The following is a 21,020-nucleotide window of genomic DNA, read 5'->3' on the forward strand; positions in this document are numbered from 1 at the left end:
AAGAGCGTCTACTCGTTAGGCGCTCTTTTTGCTGTTGGCGGGAAATTTCTTTGCAATTTTGTTCGTTTCGTAGTATCTTATCGTTAGCCTAACTGTAATATTAACAACCTATCAATTTTATAAGTTAGCCAAGCGAGATCGACAACACGATGGAAGAAGCGGGTGATCTTATTGATGGAGAACAAGCTGCTGAATGGAAAATGGCATGCGACGAACGAACGGACGGGACAGGAATATCCGGCGCAGGTGCCGGGCTTCATCCAGAAGGATCTGATGGAGCAGGACGTGCTGCCTAACGAATACGATACGCTGTTCGAGCCGAAGATCGAATGGGTCGAGCACGACGGCTGGACGTACCGCCGCTCGTTCGAGCTGAGCGACGCGCTGCTCGCTTCCGAGGCGCTGGAGATCGTGTTCGAAGGCGTCGACACGTTCGCCGAGATCGAGCTGAACGGCAAGGCGATCGGCAGCACGGAGAACATGTTCCTGTCCTATCGCTTCGATGTGAAGGGCATCGCGCAAGCACGCAACGAGCTCGTCGTGCGCATCGCTTCTCCTACGGAGACGCTGAAGGAGAAGGAGCGGGCGTTCGGCGAGGACCTGTTCCTCTGGAACGGCATCTCCCCGCGTCTGTTCGGCCGCAAGGCGCAGTACGGCTACGGCTGGGATTGGGGAGCTCGCGTCGCAACGGTCGGCATTCACAAGGCTGTCCGCGTGGAAGGATATGCGCAGGCGCGCGGCGAGCATCTTGGCTATCGCCTTACGAGTTTGGCCCCGGACAAGGCAATCGTAAACGCTTCTCACAAGATCGTGAACGTTCGGGACACTGCCTTCGAAGCGGAAGTGACGTACACGATCTACGACGGCGAACAAGCGGCAGCGGTTAAAAAAGAAACTGTCAGCATAGCGCCGGGAGAGAGGACATACGAGACGTCTCTCGAGATTGCGAATCCGAAGCTTTGGTATCCGCTCGGCCACGGGGAAGCGCATCTGTATCGCCTGGTCGTGGAGGTTGCCGCGAAGGAAGCCTCCTACGCGCTGGAATGTTCCGTCGGGCTGCGCGAAGTGAAGATCAAGATGCCTTACGATGAGCAAGGCCGCAAGTTCCTTATCGAAGTGAACGGCGTCGCCATTCTGTGCAAGGGCGTCAACTGGATTCCGCTGAAGCTGTGGCCGAACCTCGACACCGCCGAAGAGTATCGCCAAGAGATCGAGGATATCGCGGCGGCCAACATGAACATGATCCGCGTCTGGGGCGGCGGCACGTACGAGAACCACGACTTCTTCGCGGAGTGCGACCGGCTCGGCATCATGGTATGGCAGGACTTCATGTTCGCGTGCGGCGACTATCCGGACGACGATGCGTTCTCGGAGCTGGTCGCCAAGGAAGCGGAATTTGTGCTGGACGAATTCGGCTCCCATCCAAGCATCGTGCTCTGGTGCGGCAACAACGAGAACATGTTCTTCATCGAGCGCAGCCGGAAGAAGCGCAAACATGGCTTCGGCGAGAAGCTGTACTTCGACGTGCTGAAGGAGGTGTGCCGCAAGGACACGCTGCGCCCTTACTGGCCGACAAGCCCGTACATGCTTACGTTCGACGATTCCCGTTACGAGGGCGACTACGGCGATCTGCACTCCTGGTACGTCTGGGGGCAGACGCATCCGTACGAGGAGTACCGAGAGGTCAACGGGCGATTCCTGTCCGAGTTCGGGATGCAGTCGTATCCTTCGATGAAGGTGATGAATGCCGTCGATGCGGAGGCCGACTTGCGCGACCCGAAGTTCGATGCGATGCAGAAGGCGCCGCACGGCATCCAGCGGCTGTTCTACTACACGGTCGGCGATTACCGGCTGCCGGCGACCAAGGAGCAGTTCGTCTACGTCAACCAGTTGCTGCAGGCGAACGCGCTTCGTTACGGCGTCGAGCACTGGGTATCCCGCATGCCGGATACGTCAGGCGCGCTGATCTGGCAATGGAGCGACCTGTGGCCGTCGATCAGTTGGGCGCTCGTCGACTACGGCAAGGTGAAGAAGCCGTCGTACTATTACATGAAGAGAACGTTCCAGGCTCCGAACGTTGTGGCGAAGATCGCCCCGGGGCAGGCGGAAGCGTCGCTGTATCTGATCCATGATAATGGGGATTTTGCGGGCAAGGTGCTGGTTGAGTACTACGATCTGGCGACCGACAAGGTCGTCAAGACCGAAGAGCGCAGCGTGAAGGGCCGCGGGCATCAATCGACCGAACTGGACAAGCTTGACGTCGGCGGCTTCGACGCGGCGGCGACGATCGTGTTCGTGAACTTGCTGTCGAGCGAAGGGGAGCGGCTGGCGCGTCAAGCGTATACGCTCGGCAAGCCGTATCAGCTCAAGCTGAAGCCGGCGCAACTGACCGTGACGACGAAGGCGCTGGATAGCGGCGACACGCTGATCTCGCTCCGGACGGACGTCTTCGCGAAGGATGCCGGACTGCTTAACGTCGTCGGCACGCTGTCGGACAACTACTTCGATCTCGTCGCCGGAGAGACGCGCGAGATCGTGCTGCGCGGCGTGCTGCCGGAAGGCTTCGCGATAGAGGCGGCAAGCTTAAACGGCGTGAAGACGATCGGCTACGTGTAAAAAGACGGTTGAATTGCATTGGGCCGTGTATTACACTGAGAACAATTGAATATTCGCGGGAGCTTGCAGAAGCAGGCTGAGAGTACGGCTGATCCGTCGTAGACCGTTTAAACCTGTTGGATAATGCCATCGTAGGAAGAATGCGTCTATTTGCGCGCGCTTTTAAGCGTCTTCCCCTGTCCATATGGCGGGGAAGGCGCTTTTTTGACGTCCCGAATTCGGATATTCAATTCAATACGGGATAAGGAAGGCGAGAAAAATGGACATTCGGCAATTGGGAGCCAATCTTCAGGAGGTGCGGGACCGCAAACCTCTCGTTCACAACATCACGAACGTGGTCGTGACGAATTTTACCGCGAATGGGCTGCTGGCGCTGGGAGCGTCGCCCGTCATGGCGTATGCCAGGCAAGAGGTCGCGGAGATCGCCGGGATCGCCGGCGCGCTCGTCCTTAACATCGGCACGCTGAACGAAGTCGAGGTCGAAGCAATGAAGCTTGCGGGGCGGGCGGCGAACGAACGCGGCGTTCCCGTCGTGCTCGATCCGGTCGGCGCGGGAGCGTCGGCCTACCGTACTGAGACGGCCCGAAGCCTGCTGGACGAGCTCGACATCGCGATCGTGAGGGGCAACGCCGCAGAGGCGGCGAACCTGATCGGACGCGACTGGACGATTCGCGGCGTGGATGCCGGCGCGGGCGGAGGCGACGTTGCGGAGCTGGCGCGGCAGGCGGCGCTCAAGCTGGGCTGCGTTGTCGCCATTACCGGCGAGACCGATTACGTCTCGGACGGCCGGCGGACGGCGGCCGTGCGGGGCGGAGACGCCCTCCTGACCCGCGTCACCGGAGCGGGCTGCCTGCTCTCGTCGGTCATCGGCGCTTACGCGGCGGTTGTGCCGGACCCGCTGGAGGCGGCGGTCGCGGCGCTCGCGGCATACAGCGCGGCCGCCGAGCTGGCGGCGGCCAGGGCGGGGAAGCAAGGGCCGGGCAGCTTCCAGATCGCCTTCCTGGACCTTCTGTGGAGCGTCTCGCCCTCCGATGTCGAGCGCCTCGGCAAGGTTGAGGTGGTGGAAGGATGAGGACGCCGACGGCACTCACGATCGCGGGCTCCGACAGCGGCGGTGGCGCGGGCATCCAGGCCGACCTGAAGACATTCCAGGAGCTCCGGGTGTTCGGCATGTCCGCGATCACCGCCGTTACCGCGCAGAATACGCTCGGCGTAAGCGGCATCTACCCGCTTGGAGCGGAGGCGGTTCGGGCGCAGATTGCGGCGGTCGGCTGCGATCTCGGCGTCGACGCGCTCAAGACGGGCATGCTGGTTGACGCGGAGATCGTCGCGGCAGTTGCGGAGGAGATCCGACGCCAAGGCTGGACGCGGGTCGTCGTGGACCCGGTCATGATCGCGAAGGGAGGAACTCTCTTGCTGCAGAAGCGGGCGGTTGAAGCGATGAAGGCGCAACTGCTGCCCCTCGCGCTCGCGGTTACGCCGAACGTGCCGGAAGCCGAAGCGCTGACCGGCCTCTCGCTCGGCGGCAAGGCGGCGGGACGGGAGGCGAAGAAGGAAGCGGCAAGAGCTCTTGCCGCGATGGGGGCGCGCCATGTCGTCATCAAGGGAGGCCATGACGAGTCGGTCGCAGGCCGTTGCGTCGATCTGCTCTACGACGGGCGGGACTTCTTCGAGCTGGAAGGGGAGCGGGTGCCCACGCGCCATACGCACGGGACCGGCTGCACGTTCGCGGCGGCACTGACTGCGGAGCTGGCCAAGGGGAGCGACGCCCTGCGCGCCGCGCAAGAGGCCAAGGCGTTTATCCAGGCGGCCGTCGGGTGTCCCCTGGAGCTCGGCCAAGGACACGGGCCGACGAACCATTGGGCTTACGGCGACTTAAGGAGGGCGGTGCGATGACGGCGGCATGGCAGGACGCGGCCATTCGCTCTGCGCTGCGCACGTACTTCATTATGGGAAGCAACAACTGCCGGCCCGGCGTCCGGCCCGAGCACGTGCTGGCCGAGGCGCTTCAAGGGGGCGCGACGCTGTTCCAATATCGCGAGAAGGGCACGGACGCGCTCCGGGGCAAGGAGCGCGCGGAGCTGGCTTGGCGGCTGCGGCTGCTGTGCCGGGAGCACGGCGTCCCGTTTGTCGTCAACGACGACGCGGAGCTCGCCATGGAGGTGGAAGCCGACGGCGTTCATGTCGGGCAGGACGACGAGCGGGCCTCCTCCGTCCGGAGGAGGATCGGAGCGGGGCGGCTGCTGGGCGTGTCCGCGTACGACGCTGCGGAAGCCGAAGCGGCGGTTCGGGCGGGCGCCGACTACCTGGGCGTCGGTCCGATCTATGCGACGAGCACGAAGGAGGACGCGAAGACGGCGTCCGGAATTCGGGCGATCGAGGCGATCCGGGCTCGCTGCATCGCGCTGCCGATCGTTGCGATCGGCGGCATCTCTGCGGCGAATGCGGCCGAGGTTATCCGCGCCGGAGCCGACGGGGTGTCCGCGATCTCCGCCATCTCGCTGGCGGAGGAGCCGCGCGAGGCGGCGCGGAGGCTCGCCGCAGCCGTGCGGTCCTCGGCGGACGGCGCCGGCTCTTCCCGCGACCGCGATGCTCAGGTGAAGGGGGGCGCGGCGAATGGACGCTAAGCTGCAAGTGGAACAGAAGGTCGGCGGCATGCAGGGAGCTCTGCTCGGGCTGCAGCACGTCTTCGTCTCCAACGTCTGGCTGGACCCGCTGTTTATCGCGGCCATGATCGGGATGGCTCCGCTCGCGGCTTCCAATCTGATCAACGCCGTCTTCGTGGCGGCGGGCTTCGTGACCCTGCTGCAGGCGACCCGGCTCGCCCGTCTGCCGATCGTGCAAGGCCCGTCGGCTTCGTTCGATGCCCTCATGATCTCGACGGCCAAGACGCACGGGCTTGCCGCGGCCTCCGGGGGCATTCTGGTCGCGGCGGCGGCCGCCTTCCTGCTCTCCGTTACGGGCGCGATCGGCAAGCTGGCCCGCTGGTTCACCCCCGCCGTATCGGGAACGGTCATCTGTACCGTCGGCCTTGTGCTCGCACAGTTCACCTTGCTGGAATTTCTCGGGGGAGCTCCGGGGGACGAGACGTACCTGACGGCGGAGACGCTTCTCTTGTCCATCTCGACGGCCGTCGCCGTCATTGCCCTCTCGCTGTTCGGGCGCGGCTTGGCAAGACGGTTCGCCTTCCTGATCGGCCTGCTCGTCGGCGATGCCATTGCCGCCGGCACCGCCGGGCTGGATTGGCGAAGCGTTCGCGAGGCTGCCTGGTTCGGATGGCCCGAGCTCATGCCGTACGGGGCCTTCGAATGGCACGGCGCGGTCATTGCCGCGTTCCTGTGCGCATACCTGGCCGCCACGATGGAAGCGATGGGCGTCTATCAGGCGGCCGCCGAGGTGACGGACACGAAGCTGGACGACGGGCAACTGCGGCGCGGCTTCGCCGGAGAAGCGGGCGGCTCCTTGTTGTCGGCCTTCCTGGGAGGGCTGCCGACGACGGCGTATGCGCAGAATGTCGGCCTGCTTCGGCTGACACGGTCGGGGTCCCGGTTCCCGATCGTCTGGGCGGGAGGAATTCTGCTCGTTCTCGGATTCGTTCCGAAGGCGGGCGCCCTGCTCGCCCTGACGCCGGGAGCCGTCATCGGCGGCTTGTTCCTGCCCGCTGCGGCCGGGCTGTTCTCGTCGGGCATCTCGCTGCTGTCGAGAATGGAGAAGACCGAAGCCAACTTCACGGTCGTCGGCGTCAGCCTTCTGCTCGCCGTCGCGCTTCCCGGCAATGTGGAAGGAATCGCCGGATTCTGGGGCACGCTGCTGTCCAATTCGATTCTGATCGGCGCGACCTTGGTGCTGCTTCTCCAGTTCTTGCTTGTCTCGCTCCCCCGTCGGCTCTCTCCCCTCGCCGGAAGACAGGAGGATGCGCTACCGGAAGAAGGACAACCATGATATGATGGGCTAGGATGTAAGCGCATCAGACGATATTGACGCTGACAGGCGAGAGGAAGGGACTCACATGGAAGAACTGTTGTTATGGCCGGAAGGCGCGCCGCTTGCGCATGGAACGACCGATGAGGATCGCCCTGCGATCTTCCCTTATCTGGCGGAAGGGGACAACCGCGCGGCAGTCGTCGTCTGCCCGGGCGGAGGCTACGGGACGCGTGCCCACCACGAGGGAGAGCCGATCGCTTTATGGCTGAATTCGCTCGGCATCTCCGCGTTCGTGCTTCGTTATCGCGTCGCTCCGTACAAGTACCCGTGCGCGCTGCTTGATGCGCAGAGGGCTATCCGCACCGTGAGGGCGAACGCCGAACGCTTCAACCTCGACCCAAGCCGGATCGGCATTCTCGGCTTCTCGGCGGGAGGTCATCTGACGTCCGCGGCGGCGACTTTGTATAACGAAGAGACCGGAACGCCGAAGGATGAGCTGGATGCGGCTTATTCCGCAAGACCGGATCTCGCGATTCTGTGTTACCCGGTCATCACGCTGAAGCCTCCTTATACGCACGGCGGCTCGCGTTTGAACCTGCTGGGGGCCGACGTCTCGCCGGAGCGCATCGAATACTTCAGCAGCGAAGAACGCGTGACGCCGGACACGCCTCCGTGTTTCCTGTGGCACACCGCGGACGATGCCGCCGTTCCGGTCGAGAACTCGCTGGCGTTCGCCGCCGCGCTTAGCCGCCACAAGGTTCCGTTCGACCTTCACGTCTATCAGCACGGCCGTCACGGCCTGGGACTTGCGGAGGATGAGGAGCACACGAGAGAGTGGACGGAGGCCTGCGCCTCCTGGCTGAAGCTGAACGGGTTTGCCGCGCGATAAACGCCGTTCCACAACCGCAGAAGGATAGAGATTCGGGACAACGGTCCTTTTTCTCTATCCTTTTTTTTGCGTTATTCGCCGCCCTATGCCTACGGATGCACTTAGATGAGTCATGGCCATCCGCAGTGCTGAAAAGCCAACTGCGGAGAAGCATAAGGAGCGGAGTTAGTGGAGAACCCCGTACAACGACGCTCCGACGGGGCGGTAGGAGAGGGAGATGAGCGTGAAACCCGCCTAACGACTGTTCGTTCCACTTGCCATCCCGCCCGGCATCGTTTCCAGCTCCCTCATGCGTCTATTCCCTCTGGCGGCATTAGGTCTCTTCTCCCTTTCGTTCAGGATAAGGAGATGCAAGGTGAACAAGCTGACCCAAGAGCAAAGGGCATGATCGTCAAGCGGAGATTCCTGATCCAAGGGGAGAAGAGGCATAAGGGTGTAGAAGGGGATCAAGCTCCCACAATGCCCACAATATGGAATATTTCACCGACATGCCGACCACGCTGGGCCGGCGCTAGGCGATGGCAGGACTTTCCTGTCTAAATCCGGTACAGACCGCCATTAGCGAGGATTAATTTTCGTATTAAATCGCAAACGGCACCGGGCCGGAAGGGGGACTATCTCGGACCCCGTCGACAAAATCGCCGAACCCGCCGCCCCCGCCGCCCCCGCCGATCCGCCGGATCTGCTGACCCCGCTGACCACGCCGGAACTACCGGACCTCCCGAAGCCGTCGCTCCCGCCAATTGCCGGATTTTATGTGAAAAATCGCATTCGTGCTGCGCGAAAAGGGGCAGGTTGGGCGATTCGGCTCAAGTTGATGTATGTATGCTAAAAACCACATAAAACATCGCGATTCATCCGAATTCAAGCCGACGAATGTGAAAAACCGCATAAAATCGCAAAGCCGGCGGGCCGGCGGTAACGAATAGCGCGGCAGGAGGAGAGTGCGAGGAGGATTTGGCTAGAGGGGGATAGAGAGAGGCAGCAGGAAGGGGAGTGGAGATGGGGAAGGGGAGAGAGGGGTAGCGGAAAATAGAGGATAACAATTGCAAACAGAAGAAAATTTTAACAATGGCATAATAGTAGGCGCAAATCTCCTTTACAAATGCTTCTTATAATGACGAATGTAAAGCGAATTGAAGAGGCTTGGAAGAGGGTTGAACAAGCAAGGCGCAGGGCCAATATGGGAGACAAAGAAGGGTGACCGAGTCAATGGTGATGAGAAAAGCTCTAGCAGCATCCGTATTAGCCGCAGTGGTAGGAACATCGTCGATCGTAGGCGCAGCTTCGGCGGCACCGGCCGCGAAGACGGCAGCAAGCGTACAGGCTAAGCAAGCGACGTTCCTGGTGAATGGTTCTTCCGCCTCATTCCGCGTCGTGACGAAGAACGGAGAGACGCTCGTATCGATTCGCGACGTGGCCAAGGCGATCGGGGCGAACATCGCGGTACATAACGGCGCTCTGACGGTAACGCTGAACGGGCATACGGTCGAAGCGAAGCTGAGTGCGAATCAGATTACGGCGGACGGAGCTGCGGTGAGCCTCAAGCAGCCGATCCAGCTCGTGGAAGGCTCCACCTATATGGCGGTTCGCCCGCTCGTGAACGGGCTCGGCGGAACGGTTGCCCTTAACGGTACGCAAGTCGTCATCTCCACCGTGAAGCTGGTCGAAGGAGCGGAGAACCCGCGCTTCGTGAGCGCGAGCAAGCTGCTCGTCTCGACGGTGCAAGAGTCCGGCCGCACGGATTACCTGGTCGATGCCGCATCCGGCAAGAGCGACGTTCTGCTCACCTCGACCGACAAGTCGGACCTGGTCGTCTCCCCTGACGGCAAGCAAGCGATCTTCTCCGACAGCGAAGGGCTGCTCTACCTGATCAATCTCTCGACGAAGGCTGTCTCCAAGCTCTCCGAGGACAACAACATCAAGCCTGAGCTTGTTTGGTCCCCGGACAGCAGCACGGTCTACTTCCTGCAAGGCGACAAGGGCTCGGTCATCGCGAAGATCAACGTGGCGAGCGGCGAGATCACGAAGATTCTGGAAGACAAGGTCGATTACAAGTCGAGCCTGAACGTCTCCGCGGACGGAACGAAGTTCGTCTACGCCGTGACGACGCTGGGCAGCGTAACGGCGGATTCGACGAACGTGGACGAAGACAATGTCGCGATCGACTACTCGACGAACCAGATCCAGATCTTCTCCTTCGATTCGTCGGTAACGGACGGCAAGCCGGTGCAACTGACGAAGGGAACGGACGACAAGGTGTTCATCGCTTCCGCAGACGGCAAGACGGCAACTTACGTCAGCGTCGCGAACGAGAATTCGAATGCCGTTCTGGTCTCGGTCGGAGCAAGCGGCACGGCATTGAATCTTTACAGCGAACGCGACGTGCTGGAATCGGTCCAATACGGCGGCAAGCTGTATGTGCTGGCAGCGGACAGCGACTCCGAGAACGGGATCTACGAGGTGACGTCCACCGGAGCTGCCAAGCAACTGTACGCCGTGTCGGCGGAAGTGACGTCCATCGTCGTCTCCGAATTCGGCATCGCGGTCGTACGCGACGGTCAAGTTCTCGTACGCAGCGGCAACGCCTGGACGGCCATCACGAAGTAATCGGCGCCAAGCCTGTATACACCAAGCTTCCGCAGACGAAGCCATCATCTGATCGTATCCGAGAGGAGTTTATTTTCCCATGAGAAAATGGTTCAAATCCCTTACGGCGGTAGCGCTCGCCCTGAGCTTGATCGGCGGCGCAACGTCGGCGGCCTCCGCGGCCAGCACCCTGAAGGGCAGCATCGTTATCAACGGTTCTTCCGCGCTTCTGCCGCTGACGCTCCAAGCGTCCAGCGAATTCAAGAAGCTGAATCCGAAGGTCAAAATCTCCGCATCCGCCGCCGGCTCGATCACGGGCCCGCAAGCGGTCCGCAAGGGAATCGCCGACATCGGCGCCGTCGACTGGGACGCTTCCATCGACGTGCCGGGCTTCAAGAAGTTCGACGGCCAAGTCGCGAATCCGGTTGCCGTTACGGTATTCGCCGCCATCGTGCACAAGGACGTTAAGGTGAACAGCCTGACGACGAAGCAGCTCCAAGACATCTTCTCGGGCAAGATCACGAACTGGAAGGACGTCGGCGGAGCGGACGAAGACATCGTTGTCGTCAACCGCAAGTTCGGCTCCGGCACCCGCGTCAACTTCCAGATGAAGGCTCTGAGCGGCACCGAATTCATGAGCAAGGGCGACAACTACAAGGAAGTCGGCTCGAGCGGCGATATGAAGACGACGATCGAGACGACCCCGAATTCGATCGGCTACATCGACCTTCCGTATGTCACGACGAAGATGAAGGCGCTCAGCATCAACGGCGTCGCTCCGACGGAGAAGAACGTCCTGAACGGCACGTACAAGGTATGGGGAATCGGCTACTTCATGACGAAGGGCAAGCCGACGGGCGCTACGAAGGCGTTCATCGAGTACATCCAGAGCAACACGTTCCAGAACGGCTCCCTGAAGAAGCTGAAGTTCATCCCGCTGGCGTCCGTGAAGAACCTTAAGTAATTTTCCAATAACCAGCCCCGCCATTATTCGATGAGACAGCCAGCTTCCGCGCTTCGGCGACAAGCTGGCTTCTCCTTATGAGAGGAGATCATCTCTCCATGATCGAGATGAATTCTACCGCACAGAACGCTCCGGCGGAGCTCGGCAACAGCATCCGGACCGGCTCGGGACCATCCTTCGATCGAAGAACGAGGCTGAGATGGGCGAACTCCGCGTTCCGTATCGCCTGTATCGCTGCCGCGGGCTTCGTCTGTCTGGTGCTGTTCGGCATCCTGTTCCTGATGTTCCGCACCGGCATCCTGACCTTCCAGGAGGTCGGCTTCGCCGAATTTTTCTTCTCAACCGACTGGGACCCGGAGAACGGCCACTACGGCGCGCTGCTGTTTATTTACGGAACGATTGCCCTTACGGCTCTTACGCTGATCATCTCCGTTCCCTTCTCGGTGCTGATCGCGGTCTTCCTCGCCGAGATGACGCCGAAGTGGCTTCGCAATACGCTTCGCCCCGTGCTTGATCTTCTCGTCGGCATTCCGTCGGTCGTCTACGGCTACCTGGGACTTACCGTGCTCATTCCTTGGCTTCGCGATCTGACGGGCAAGCCTCTTGCCGACGGGCTGCTCGCCGCAGCCATCGTCCTGACGATCATGGTGCTTCCGACCATCAGCCGCGTCAGCGACGACGCGATCACCGCCGTCCCGAAGAAGTATCGCGACGCCTCGTATGCGCTCGGCTCGAACCGCTTCCAGACGATCTTCCGCGTCGTCCTTCCCGCCTCGAGCAGAGGCATCGTGTACGCGGTCATTCTGGGCATGGCCCGCGCGATCGGCGAGACGATGGCGGTCGTCATGGTCATCGGCAACACGGCGCAGATCGCCGACAGCTTGTTCAAGCCGACCGCCGTGCTGACGAGCAACATCGTGATGCAGATCTCCAGCGTCGAATTCGACTCCACCTGGAACTACGCCTTGTACATGATGGGCTTCCTGCTGCTTGTCATCTCGCTTCTGATGATCGTGGCGGTTCGGTTCCTTCAGAAGAAAGGAGCCAGCGAATAATGAACGGATCGATGAACGGATCGACCAACGAAGCTCTGCGTTCCGAAGCCCCTTACTCGTTCGGGAAGAGAAACGGCTCGTCCGCCGTATTCGATAAAATTTTTACCGCAGTGGTATGGGGAATCGGTATTCTCGTCATTCTCTTTATATGCGGCCTCTTGTTCATGCTGCTGAAGAACGGCCTGCCCAAGCTCACCTGGAGCTTCCTGTACAGCATTCCGAGCGAGATCGAAGAGGGCGGGGGCATCGGTCCTGCGCTGTTCAACTCGTTCTATCTGCTCGCCATCTCGCTTGTGATCTCGATTCCGATCGGGCTTGCCGCCGGAATTTACCTGGCGGAATTCGCTCCGGACAACAAGCTGATCGGCTTCGTGCGGATCTGCGTGGAGGGGCTCAGCTCGGTTCCTTCCATCATCTTCGGCTTGTTCGGCATCGCCCTGTTCGTCGAGATGTTCCAGATCGGCCTTACGATTCTCGGCGGAGCGATCAGCCTGGCGTTCCTGAACCTCCCGATGCTCACGCGCATCACGGAGGAATCCATTCGGTCCGTGCCGGTAGAGATGAAGAACGCTTCATTCGCGCTCGGCTCCACGCATCTGCAGACGATTCGCAAGGTTCTTGTTCCGGTTGCGCTCAGCGGCCTCGTTACCGGCATCTGTCTTACCGCCGGACGCGCGTTCGGCGAGAGCGCGGTCATCATTCTGACGGCGGGCGTGACGACCTCCGGGGTTATGTGGGACTTCAATCTGTTCTCGCCGGGCGAGACGCTTGCGGTTCACCTCTGGTACGTCCAGTCCGAGGCGATCGTGCCGGATGCCGGGGAGATTGCGCAGAAGGCGACTTCCGTGCTGATCTTCATCGTGCTGCTGATCAACCTCGTGTTCCGCGTTCCGCTGTGGCTGAATGCCCGCAAGACCAGAAGCTAAAGCCAGCTCGTATTCGTATTCACGGGAGGAAACTCTGTTGAAGGCTCTTATCGAGATCGACAAGCTGAATTTGTTCTACGGAACGTTCCAGGCGCTTAAGAATGTATCGGTGGAAATTCCCCAGCGCGCGATTACCGCCTTTATCGGTCCTTCGGGGTGCGGCAAGTCGACCTTGCTGCGCACGCTCAACCGGATGAACGACATGATTCCGGGAACGAGAATCGAAGGCAGGATCGCGGTAGGAGGAACGGACATCTACTCCGGCGAAGTTCATGTGGAGACGTTGCGGAAAAAAGTAGGAATGGTGTTCCAGCAGCCGAATCCTTTTCCAAAGTCGATCTATGACAATGTGGCGTACGGTCCGAGGCTTCACGGCGTCCGCAGCAAGAAGCAGCTCGACGAGATCGTCGAGTCGAGCCTCAAGGCGGCGGCGCTCTGGGGCGAGGTCAAGGATCATCTGAAGCGCTCCGCGCTCAGCATCTCCGGCGGTCAGCAGCAGCGGCTGTGCATCGCCCGCGCGCTTGCCGTCGAGCCGGACATCCTGCTCATGGACGAAGCGACATCGGCGCTCGATCCGATCTCCACGCTGAAGATCGAGGAGCTGGCCCAGGAGCTCAAGGACAAGTACACGATTGTCATGGTGACCCACAACATGCACCAGGCGGCTCGGGTGTCGCATCAGACCGTGTTTTTCCTGAATGGCGAGGTTGTCGAGTATTCGGAGACCGAGAAGCTGTTCTCCGATCCGTCCGATCAACGCACGGAAGATTATATCAGCGGAAGGTTCGGCTGAGCTGAAGCCGAACGGAGAGGGGGAACCGTTGTGACGGTAAGAAGAGAGTTCGATCGAGGTTTGCAGGAGATGCAGATGCTGCTTGGCGAGATGGGCGGGCGCGTCGAGAAGGCGCTTGCGAATGCCACGGATGCGCTGGTCAGCCTGAATGCGATCAAGGCGCAGCGGATCGTGAAGGAAGACTTGGAGCTGAACCAGCTCGAGGAGCGGATCACAGAGCTCGGCTCCAAGCTGATCGCGACCCAGCAGCCGGTCGCCAAGGATTTGCGGCGCATTCTCGCCGCGTTCAAAATCTCGTCGGACCTCGAGAGAATGGGCGACCTGTCGGTCGACGTGGCGAAGGTGGTGCTGCGGCTCGAAGGCCAGACGCTGATCAAGCCGCTGATCGACCTGCCGAGGATGTCCGAGACGGTTCGCATGATGATCGCCGAATCGGTGCAATCGTACATGGACGAGAACGTCGACCTCGCTTACAAGATGAGCAAGGACGACGACCTGGTTGACGCCTTGTACAGCCAGATCATCCGCGAGCTGCTGACGATCATGGTCGAAGACCCGAAGACGATCCCGCAGGCAACGCTGCTCAGCTTCGTCGGCCGCTACTACGAGCGGATCGCCGACCACGCCACGAACATCGGCGAGAGCACCGTGTACCTGGTCACCGGCACCCGCCCGGACTTGAACGCGTAGGACGGGGAACCGTAGGACGGGAACGCGCAGGGCGGAAATGCATAGGGCGTCGTGCCGTCAGCGGATTAATGTGGAAAACCGCATAAGGAGCTTCCCCCGGTCGGCAACATCGTCCTGGGGCAGGGCTCCTTTTGTTGGCGTTGTGGGGCGCGCCGGCCCAAGTCCCCATCTTGCAAAAGGGTGCCTTATCCCTTCCGTTCAGTTCTCGCCGCCAAAGCGCGCAACTGAAGGAAGGGGATAAGGCACCCCTTTATTTTATTCCTCGCAGAACAACGGCACGAACTCGATGCCGGACTCGGAGATGCGAACGAGCCCCTTGTCGGAGAGGCGCAGCGTCGGGATGACGACAAGGGCGAGCAGCGACAGCGTCATGAACGCGTAGTTGAGCGTGCAGCCGGCGGAGACGATGGCGCGGCTGATGGACGCGGACTGCTCGGCTGCGATCTCGAACGGCTCGGCCGACATGAGGCCGGCGATCCGGAGCGGGAAGCTCGTCGTCTCCGCCTCGGCGACGACGGAGGCGCCGCCCTGCATGCGGATGACTTCGTTCGCGGCGCGGGCCATCAGCTCGTCGGAGTTGCCGATGACGAGCAGGTTGTGGCTGTCGTGCGCGACGGTCATGGCGATGGCGGCCGGCTTCGCGAAGCCGATGTTCGCGACAAGGCCGACCGAGCGGTTGCCGGTCTGCTTGTGGCGCTCCAGCACGGCGATCTTGCAGAGGCCGCTGTCCGGGGAGAGCACGACCCGCGAGTCTGCGACCGGTACGCGCAGCTTCAGCTCCGGAGTCTCGACGTGATTCTCGATGACCTGGATGACGCGGACGAGCGCATCGCCGTGCGCAATCGGAGCGGCAATCTCGAAGGCGGATGCGTCCACGTCGGGCGTGAGTCGGATGGAATTGCGCACCTTCTCGGGGTATTCGTAAGCCGGCAGGTCGACGACCATCCGCCCGTTCTCGGCGACGACGACACCGGCGGCGATTGTGAGGGAGACGTTCACGTCGGCGAGATGGCCGTCCAGCAGCAGGATGTCGGCGAAGCTTCCCGGCGCGATCGAGCCGACGTCGCGGGCGACGCCGAACCGCTCGGCGGTGTTGAGCGTCGCCATCTGGAAGGCGGCGATCGGCTTCACGCCCTGGCGGATCGCGTCGCGGACGACGAAGTTCATATGCCCTTCGTCGCGGATCGATTCCGAGCTGCGGTCGTCGGTGACGAGCAGCATCCGCCGGGTGTCGAGGCCGCGCTCGGTATGCGCCTTGATCGTGTTCGCGACGTCGTGCCAGGCGGAGCCGCGGCGCAGCTTCGCGTACATGCCGAGGCGGATGCGTTCGATGGCGTCCTCCGGGGTGACGCACTCGTGGTCGCCGGTAATGCCGCTGGCCGCGTAGACCGGCAGGCGCCAGTCGGAGGACGGCCAGGTGAAGTGGCCGTCGGCGATCCGCCCCGCGCTCAGCGTCTCCTTGAGCAGCGCGGCCATCTTCGCGTCGCCGTAGACGACGCCGGGGAAGTTCATCACCTCGCCGAGTCCGATCATGTCCGGACCCCAGCGGTAGGCTTCCGCGACGTCGGCGGGCTCGATCGCGGCGCCGGTCGTCTCGAAGGCGGGGCCGGCGGCCGGCACGCAGGAGGCGACCTGCATGTACGAAGCGAGAGGAGTGCCGAGCCCTTCCTCGCGCATGAGCTTGATGCCCTCGAGGCCGAACACGTTCGCCATCTCGTGCGGGTCGAAGAAGCCGCCGGTCGTGCCGAGCGGCAGCACCGCGCGGGCGAACTCGGTGACGGTGAGCTGCGTGCTCTCGATATGGGCGTGGCCGTCGAGCAGCCCCGGCGCCATGTACTTGCCCTTGGCATCGATCACGACCGTCTCGGGGCCGATGAGGTGCGCGACGTCACGGCCGACATAGGCGATGCGCGAGCCCTGCACGGCGACGGACATGTTCGGAAGAAGCTCGCCGGAGACGACGTTCACAAGCGTGCCGCCTTGGACAACAAGAGAAGCCTTGACGTCGCCTCTCGCGGTCGACACAAGGCTCTCGAAGCATTCGGATAAAGGGGGTCTGGGGAAAATCATACAGAGTAACACGCTCCATTCGCCATTCGGTTATCCCTAGTATCCCATCTTGGGCGGCTTCTGCGCAAATTCGCGGCTGCCGGCCGGCGCTTGGCGGCGCGCGGCCGCCTTGGCCGAGGAGGCCAGCCGCGCGGAATAAATCCGGTACGCCAGCAGCGCGGCGACTGTCATTCCGGTGACGGCATACATGCCGCCGATCGCGTTCGACCCGGCATCGGTTCCGAGCAGCGCGCCGTGCAGCAGCGCCATGCCGTATCCGGCGAACGCCAGGAAGTGAATCGTGCGCCACAGCTTCCTGCCGAGCTTCTTCATCGCGTCGGAGCTGGCGATCAGAACAACGGAGACGTACAGCGACAAGGTGCCGAGTCCCGTCAGCCAGCGATGGTCGCTTGCGGCGAACGGAATGAGCAATTCCGCGGCCGAGTAGCCGACGTAGTCGTCGAACAGCAGCACCGCTCCGTGCATCGCCCCGAACAGGAAGCCGAACCAGCCCGCCCATTGGTGAACGGCGAGGATAATCGCCTGGCTCTTCCGCCCGCTCAGCTTGCCGCTCATCAGCAGGCCCGCCGCCGTGGAGACGAACAGCAGGACATATGCGGTCAGCCCGGCTGCCCGGGTGGTCGTCCATACGTTAAACGTCTCATATAGCGGCTGCATGGTTCACCGTCCCGCCCCGCCCTGTTCGCTCGTCCGCATCTTCGTAATCCGCCAGGGCGCCGCCGCGGAATACTTGTCCATCTCTGCCTACGGCAACGTAGCCGAATGCCGGCTTGCGGGCTTCCAGCCACGCCATGCCGACTTCCGCGCCGAGCAGCAGCAGGCACTTGGCGTATACCTCCGCTTCGGTCAGAGTGGGCGCCAGCACGGTAACCTGCGCCAGATCGGTGTCGGCCGGCTTCATCGTGCGCGGGTCGATCAGGTGGTGCCGCTCGCTGCCGGCCGCTCCCCAGCGCCGCTTCATGACGCTGCTCGTCGCGATGCCCGCGGATCGCTTCAGCCGCAGATGGGCAAGCTCCCTCTCCTCCGCGAACGGGTCGCCGATCGCGATCTCCCAGCCGCCTTCGGGCGTGCCCCAGAGGGCGAGATCGCCGCCGGCGTCGATGGCGCCGACGCGTACGCCTTCCCGCTGGAGCATGCCGGCAAGCTGCTCGGCGCTCCAGCCCTTCGCGATGCCCCCGAGATCGAGCGAGACGTCCGGGTGCAGCCGAATGCCCATCATGCGCCGATCCAGTTCGGCCGGCTCCTCGGGCGTTCCGGGGACGGCTGCGGCGTTATTTGCCACATGGGCCGTTCGCTTCGCGCTCTCCAGGCTGTCGGAATAGCCGCTTGCGACGAGCGCCCTGCCGACATACGGGTTGAACAGGCCTCCCGTCTCCCGGAAGTAGCGGTCCGCCACGCTTGTCGCCTGATAGAGAAGGGCGGAGGCGAGGAAGGGCCGGCCTTCGCTCCGGTTCAGCGCGGACAATTCGCTCGATTCCCGGAAGCGGCTAAGGCTCTTCTCGATGAACGAGAACCAGGATTCGGCTTGGCGCTGCGAATGGGCCGACAGCCCGATCGTGCGGAACTCCGTGCTCATCGCTTGAAAAGTATGCATGTTCATCTCTCCTTTCGGATTTTCGCCTCTCGTATCCTTTTTCGCTTGCGAGCCTCTTGCTTACGAACCTCTCGTTCTTAATCTCCCGCCGGAGGAAGAGCCCGAATTCGAGCCTGTGCCGCCCTGCTCTCCCGTACCGACGCTTCCGCCGGCCTCATTCTGCCATTGCCTTCGCAGTTGATCCTGATCCGAAGACGCCGAGGAATCGTACGAGCCCGCAACGGTTGCCGCTTGCGCCGTATCCGTGTTCTCTCCGGAGATATACCCGACGAACAGGGAGTACAGCGCCACGCCGGACAGGCCGACGGCCCACTTGGTCCATTTCCGATTCGCCATGAATTCTCCTCCTTGCTCCCAGGATGCCATACGAACCTTAGGCCAGCTTGAGCCAATGGTGAAGAGAAGATTAAAAGTCCTCTCCGCCAACGCTAGCCGACAATTACCAAGTCCTTTCTCGACACATTCTCATATATTGATATCACAACCGATGCTTGTCATAGAGGAGGAGAGGGGATGCATCCGAACTTGGGTATAGTAAGCGTGACGCTTGGAGCGATAATCGGCTTCTGCTTCGGCCATTGGACGGAATCGTTAAGCTTCCTGCTGGTGCTGATGGTCGCCGACTACTTGAGCGGGACGCTCGCATCGCTGCGCGACGGGAAGGGCTTGAACAGCAATATCGGCTTCTGGGGGCTCGCGAAGAAGGGCCTCATGCTGATCGTCGTCATCGTGGCCCACCGCATCGACCTGGTGCTCGGCGCCGAAGTCGTCATGGGCGGGGCAATATATTTCTATATCGTGAACGAACTGCTGTCGGTGACGGAAAATTACGGGAGGCTGGGACTTCCGATGCCGGACAGGCTTCGCGACGTCATTCAAGTGCTGCGAAACCGCGCGGGCACGGCAGCAGGGAAGGACGAGGAGCTGCCGAAGTAAGCGGAGAGCGGCCGCAGAATGTCGCGGGAGCCGTACGAGCGTCCCCGCGCTTGTTCATCAATTTGTCATATGTGAAAAAAAGTTGACGATCTTCCCCGCGGAACAGTTGAGTTCAATTGTGTATTTTAGGTAAAATAAGAACTAGACATTTTGAATGAATCAGGGGGAGCATCAATGTACAAGTGGATCATGCCCGTATTGCTTATCATCGCGTGCTTGTTCGGCGTCTACCTGCTCGCGGACGGACTGCCTGAGAAGCCGAAGGAAGAGAAGCTTGCCGAAGGCGTAGAGGCTCTGAAGATTACGGCAACCAACTTTGAGTTTAATGAGACCGAATATCACGTGAAGGCCGGCACGACGTATGCCATCAGCCTCACCAACAAGCTGGGCAATCATGGCGCCGAGATCGTCGGCACGGACATCAACCTGACGAAGGACAATCCGAAGGCGGAATACACGTTCGACGCTCCGGGCGAATACGAGATCCATTGTTCGGTTCTGTGCGGACAAGGCCACTCGGGAATGATCGCGAAGATTATCGTCGAGTAATCGGCGGTTCGGGCGCGGTCCCGGCTTATTCGCGATTGCCCCAATGCACACGGGAAAAAGGAGCCATGAGGCTCCTTTTTCCCGTTGCGGCTTCGCAAGCGGTCCGCGTTCGGTCCTCGTCCGATTCTCATCCGGCCCGCATCCGGTTCTACGCTTCGCTGCGGTTCCGGGCAGATCGGGCGATCCCGATATCGCAGCAAAGTCCGATGACGGCCCAACTGACGACGGTCAGCAAGTACATAAAATAAACATTTACCGCATGAATATCGCCAAAAAGCTCGACGAACCAGATCGGAACGCTTAACATGAATAAGAAGAGGTTGTGCGGATCGTAGCCGGTGGCATTGAACAAGCACAAAGCCGCCGCCAGCAGCGTGCACACCAAGGTCACTTTGTAGCTCATGCGCAGTCCTCCCCGGGTTGCATTGCCCGTTCAGGAGTAGTATGCGCAGGGCCGAAGGGGCTCATGCGGCGGGCCGGAGCCGGTTCCGCGGCGCACATCAGACCGCAGAAGAAGGAGAGACTAACGAAATGATTACCCACATTGTTCTGTTCAAGCTGAAGGACCGCAGCCCGGAGAGCGTGGAGCGCACCGCACAGGTGCTTCGCAACCTGGAGGGCAAGATCGACGAGCTGCTGTCCATCGAGGTCGGCATCGACGTGCTGCATTCCGAGCGTTCCTACGACATCGCCTTGACGACGACGTTCGAGACGATGGACGGCCTTCAGGCGTACCAAGTTCATCCGGAGCACAAGAAGGTTATCGCTCATATGAACGAGGTTCGGGAAGCGTCGGTTAGCGTCGATTACGAGAGCTGAACAGGAGGAGCGGCGTGAATTCAACGGATACGGGGGCCGGCGATCTGTACGAGATGATGTTCTATCTCGTTCTTATCCTGATCAGCATGGTCGTCATGGTCAAGTGGTTAAAACGAAGAGCGAAGCGCAAGCGTCGTAACGACGGGGGTTAAGCAGCCATGTATTACGTGAATCGCGAGGGGATCGAGCGCCGCCTCGGCTGCATCCCCGAGATTGCCGAGGCGATGGACCGGCTGGCCGCTTCCTGGACAGGCTCCTTGAACGAAGGGCTTGCCCAGGAGCGGGTGCTGCACCTCGCGCTGGAGATCGTGACGGACGTCGGCAACTTCCTGATTGACGGCTTCATGATGAGGGACGCGAGCAGCTACGAGGATATCGTCGATGTGATTGCCGGGGAAGGCGTTCTCTCCGCAGAGCAGGCGGAGACGTTCCGCGGGCTTGTCGCGCTTCGCCGTCCGCTCGTGCAGGAGTACGACAGTTGGCCGCGGCGCGAGCTGCATCCGCTGACCGGCAATCTTGCGAAGCTGCTGACGCAGTTCGCGGACGATATTCGGGATTATCTCCGGCGCGAGCTGGACCCTTGGGAGAAGTAAGGGAAGCAACGGC

Annotated in this window: 22 protein-coding genes and 1 riboswitch; of the genes, 17 read left to right on the forward strand and 5 right to left on the reverse strand. The window is 61.4% G+C overall.

Annotated elements, in window-relative coordinates:
* Positions 1 to 174 precede the first annotated feature (174 nt).
* The 12 genes from E6C55_RS11200 to phoU all read left to right on the forward strand — a co-directional run bounded on the left by E6C55_RS11200 (position 175) and on the right by phoU (position 14,446).
* Positions 175 to 2,616: a glycoside hydrolase family 2 protein gene (locus E6C55_RS11200; RefSeq protein ID WP_136369881.1), complete on the forward strand. Its 2,442-nt coding sequence runs from the start codon at positions 175 to 177 to the stop codon at positions 2,614 to 2,616.
* 45 nt (positions 2,617 to 2,661) lie between these two features.
* Positions 2,662 to 2,771, forward strand: a riboswitch (TPP riboswitch).
* Positions 2,772 to 2,875: 104 nt separating this feature from the next.
* Positions 2,876 to 3,688 carry a hydroxyethylthiazole kinase gene (gene thiM / locus E6C55_RS11205; RefSeq protein ID WP_136369882.1) on the forward strand — a complete coding sequence of 271 codons (813 nt, stop codon included), beginning with the start codon at positions 2,876 to 2,878 and terminating at the stop codon, positions 3,686 to 3,688.
* Positions 3,685 to 4,512, forward strand: a complete 828-nt coding sequence (gene thiD, locus E6C55_RS11210) for a bifunctional hydroxymethylpyrimidine kinase/phosphomethylpyrimidine kinase (protein ID WP_136369883.1) — start codon at positions 3,685 to 3,687, stop codon at positions 4,510 to 4,512. Before thiM ends, thiD begins: the two co-directional genes overlap by 4 nt.
* Positions 4,509 to 5,243, forward strand: coding sequence for a thiamine phosphate synthase (thiE, locus tag E6C55_RS11215; RefSeq protein ID WP_136369884.1), 735 nt, complete (start codon positions 4,509 to 4,511; stop codon positions 5,241 to 5,243). Before thiD ends, thiE begins: the two co-directional genes overlap by 4 nt.
* The gene (locus E6C55_RS11220) at positions 5,233 to 6,558 is read left to right on the forward strand and encodes a uracil-xanthine permease family protein (RefSeq protein ID WP_136369885.1); all 1,326 of its coding nucleotides are present in this window, start codon (positions 5,233 to 5,235) and stop codon (positions 6,556 to 6,558) included. Before thiE ends, E6C55_RS11220 begins: the two co-directional genes overlap by 11 nt.
* 67 nt (positions 6,559 to 6,625) lie before the next feature.
* Entirely contained in the window at positions 6,626 to 7,429 is an 804-nt protein-coding gene (locus E6C55_RS11225; protein ID WP_136369886.1) for an alpha/beta hydrolase, read from the forward strand.
* 1,200 nt (positions 7,430 to 8,629) lie between these two features.
* Positions 8,630 to 10,039 carry a stalk domain-containing protein gene (locus tag E6C55_RS11230; protein WP_230986648.1) on the forward strand — a complete coding sequence of 470 codons (1,410 nt, stop codon included), beginning with the start codon at positions 8,630 to 8,632 and terminating at the stop codon, positions 10,037 to 10,039.
* A gap of 79 nt (positions 10,040 to 10,118) precedes the next feature.
* Positions 10,119 to 10,982, forward strand: a complete 864-nt coding sequence (locus tag E6C55_RS11235) for a phosphate ABC transporter substrate-binding protein (protein WP_136369887.1) — start codon at positions 10,119 to 10,121, stop codon at positions 10,980 to 10,982.
* A 98-nt stretch (positions 10,983 to 11,080) separates the two neighbouring features.
* A complete protein-coding gene (pstC, locus tag E6C55_RS11240) occupies positions 11,081 to 12,037 on the forward strand; it encodes a phosphate ABC transporter permease subunit PstC (protein WP_136369888.1) in 957 nt (318 codons plus the stop codon).
* On the forward strand, positions 12,037 to 12,963 hold the full coding sequence (gene pstA / locus E6C55_RS11245; RefSeq protein WP_230986649.1) for a phosphate ABC transporter permease PstA: 927 nt from the start codon (positions 12,037 to 12,039) through the stop codon (positions 12,961 to 12,963). The genes pstC and pstA overlap by 1 nt, the downstream gene beginning before the upstream one ends.
* Positions 12,941 to 13,756, forward strand: a complete 816-nt coding sequence (pstB, locus tag E6C55_RS11250; RefSeq protein WP_136369889.1) for a phosphate ABC transporter ATP-binding protein PstB — start codon at positions 12,941 to 12,943, stop codon at positions 13,754 to 13,756. Before pstA ends, pstB begins: the two co-directional genes overlap by 23 nt.
* Positions 13,757 to 13,786: 30 nt before the next feature.
* Complete coding sequence (gene phoU / locus E6C55_RS11255; RefSeq protein WP_136369890.1) at positions 13,787 to 14,446, forward strand: phosphate signaling complex protein PhoU; 660 nt, start codon at positions 13,787 to 13,789, stop codon at positions 14,444 to 14,446.
* Between the two features lie 255 nt (positions 14,447 to 14,701).
* On the opposite strand, the gene E6C55_RS11260 is transcribed toward phoU, so the two are convergent.
* From E6C55_RS11260 to E6C55_RS11275, 4 genes are read right to left on the reverse strand one after another with little or no spacing between them, the layout of a single operon-like run.
* Positions 14,702 to 16,516 (reverse strand): adenine deaminase, encoded by a 1,815-nt coding sequence (locus E6C55_RS11260; RefSeq protein WP_230986651.1) that lies wholly within the window; start codon positions 16,514 to 16,516, stop codon positions 14,702 to 14,704.
* Positions 16,517 to 16,552: 36 nt separating this feature from the next.
* Entirely contained in the window at positions 16,553 to 17,173 is a 621-nt protein-coding gene (locus tag E6C55_RS11265; RefSeq protein ID WP_136369892.1) for a ferric reductase-like transmembrane domain-containing protein, read from the reverse strand.
* A complete protein-coding gene (locus E6C55_RS11270) occupies positions 17,157 to 18,110 on the reverse strand; it encodes an FAD:protein FMN transferase (protein WP_168735590.1) in 954 nt (317 codons plus the stop codon). The genes E6C55_RS11265 and E6C55_RS11270 overlap by 17 nt, the downstream gene beginning before the upstream one ends.
* 60 nt (positions 18,111 to 18,170) lie before the next feature.
* The gene (locus E6C55_RS11275) at positions 18,171 to 18,446 is read right to left on the reverse strand and encodes a hypothetical protein (protein ID WP_136369894.1); all 276 of its coding nucleotides are present in this window, start codon (positions 18,444 to 18,446) and stop codon (positions 18,171 to 18,173) included.
* A 177-nt stretch (positions 18,447 to 18,623) separates the two neighbouring features.
* Here E6C55_RS11275 and E6C55_RS11280 point away from each other — a divergent pair, with 177 nt between their 5' ends.
* A complete protein-coding gene (locus E6C55_RS11280) occupies positions 18,624 to 19,046 on the forward strand; it encodes a phage holin family protein (RefSeq protein ID WP_136369895.1) in 423 nt (140 codons plus the stop codon).
* A gap of 174 nt (positions 19,047 to 19,220) precedes the next feature.
* Positions 19,221 to 19,595, forward strand: a complete 375-nt coding sequence (locus tag E6C55_RS11285; protein ID WP_136369896.1) for a cupredoxin domain-containing protein — start codon at positions 19,221 to 19,223, stop codon at positions 19,593 to 19,595.
* Between the two features lie 148 nt (positions 19,596 to 19,743).
* Here E6C55_RS11285 and E6C55_RS11290 read toward each other — a convergent pair whose 3' ends face one another.
* Positions 19,744 to 19,998 (reverse strand): hypothetical protein, encoded by a 255-nt coding sequence (locus tag E6C55_RS11290; RefSeq protein WP_136369897.1) that lies wholly within the window; start codon positions 19,996 to 19,998, stop codon positions 19,744 to 19,746.
* Between the two features lie 128 nt (positions 19,999 to 20,126).
* Between E6C55_RS11290 and E6C55_RS11295 the strand changes: the two genes are divergently transcribed.
* Genes E6C55_RS11295 through E6C55_RS11300 form a run of 3 tightly spaced genes read left to right on the forward strand, consistent with a single transcriptional unit; the run spans position 20,127 to position 21,007 of the window.
* Entirely contained in the window at positions 20,127 to 20,414 is a 288-nt protein-coding gene (locus tag E6C55_RS11295; RefSeq protein WP_136369898.1) for a Dabb family protein, read from the forward strand.
* 14 nt (positions 20,415 to 20,428) lie between these two features.
* A complete protein-coding gene (locus E6C55_RS33780) occupies positions 20,429 to 20,566 on the forward strand; it encodes a hypothetical protein (protein ID WP_168735584.1) in 138 nt (45 codons plus the stop codon).
* Positions 20,567 to 20,572: 6 nt separating this feature from the next.
* Entirely contained in the window at positions 20,573 to 21,007 is a 435-nt protein-coding gene (locus E6C55_RS11300) for a DUF86 domain-containing protein (protein WP_136369899.1), read from the forward strand.
* Positions 21,008 to 21,020: the final 13 nt, after the last annotated feature.

The sequence above is a fragment of the Cohnella fermenti genome (assembly GCF_004801405.1).
GTDB lineage: Bacteria > Bacillota > Bacilli > Paenibacillales > Paenibacillaceae > Cohnella > Cohnella fermenti.

Bases quoted from the DNA above. Each gene is read 5' to 3' on its own strand.
- E6C55_RS11200 (WP_136369881.1), top strand. From the start codon at position 175: ATGGAGAACAAGCTGCTGAATGGAAAATGGCATGCGACGAACGAACGG.
- thiM (WP_136369882.1), top strand. From the start codon at position 2,876: ATGGACATTCGGCAATTGGGAGCCAATCTTCAGGAGGTGCGGGACCGC.
- thiD (WP_136369883.1), top strand. From the start codon at position 3,685: ATGAGGACGCCGACGGCACTCACGATCGCGGGCTCCGACAGCGGCGGT.
- thiE (WP_136369884.1), top strand. From the start codon at position 4,509: ATGACGGCGGCATGGCAGGACGCGGCCATTCGCTCTGCGCTGCGCACG.
- E6C55_RS11220 (WP_136369885.1), top strand. From the start codon at position 5,233: ATGGACGCTAAGCTGCAAGTGGAACAGAAGGTCGGCGGCATGCAGGGA.
- E6C55_RS11225 (WP_136369886.1), top strand. From the start codon at position 6,626: ATGGAAGAACTGTTGTTATGGCCGGAAGGCGCGCCGCTTGCGCATGGA.
- E6C55_RS11235 (WP_136369887.1), top strand. From the start codon at position 10,119: ATGAGAAAATGGTTCAAATCCCTTACGGCGGTAGCGCTCGCCCTGAGC.
- pstC (WP_136369888.1), top strand. From the start codon at position 11,081: ATGATCGAGATGAATTCTACCGCACAGAACGCTCCGGCGGAGCTCGGC.
- pstA (WP_230986649.1), top strand. From the start codon at position 12,037: ATGAACGGATCGATGAACGGATCGACCAACGAAGCTCTGCGTTCCGAA.
- pstB (WP_136369889.1), top strand. From the start codon at position 12,941: ATGCCCGCAAGACCAGAAGCTAAAGCCAGCTCGTATTCGTATTCACGG.
- E6C55_RS11260 (WP_230986651.1), bottom strand. From the start codon at position 16,516: ATGATTTTCCCCAGACCCCCTTTATCCGAATGCTTCGAGAGCCTTGTG.
- E6C55_RS11265 (WP_136369892.1), bottom strand. From the start codon at position 17,173: ATGCAGCCGCTATATGAGACGTTTAACGTATGGACGACCACCCGGGCA.
- E6C55_RS11270 (WP_168735590.1), bottom strand. From the start codon at position 18,110: ATGCATACTTTTCAAGCGATGAGCACGGAGTTCCGCACGATCGGGCTG.
- E6C55_RS11275 (WP_136369894.1), bottom strand. From the start codon at position 18,446: ATGGCGAATCGGAAATGGACCAAGTGGGCCGTCGGCCTGTCCGGCGTG.
- E6C55_RS11280 (WP_136369895.1), top strand. From the start codon at position 18,624: ATGCATCCGAACTTGGGTATAGTAAGCGTGACGCTTGGAGCGATAATC.
- E6C55_RS11285 (WP_136369896.1), top strand. From the start codon at position 19,221: ATGTACAAGTGGATCATGCCCGTATTGCTTATCATCGCGTGCTTGTTC.
- E6C55_RS11290 (WP_136369897.1), bottom strand. From the start codon at position 19,998: ATGAGCTACAAAGTGACCTTGGTGTGCACGCTGCTGGCGGCGGCTTTG.
- E6C55_RS11295 (WP_136369898.1), top strand. From the start codon at position 20,127: ATGATTACCCACATTGTTCTGTTCAAGCTGAAGGACCGCAGCCCGGAG.
- E6C55_RS11300 (WP_136369899.1), top strand. From the start codon at position 20,573: ATGTATTACGTGAATCGCGAGGGGATCGAGCGCCGCCTCGGCTGCATC.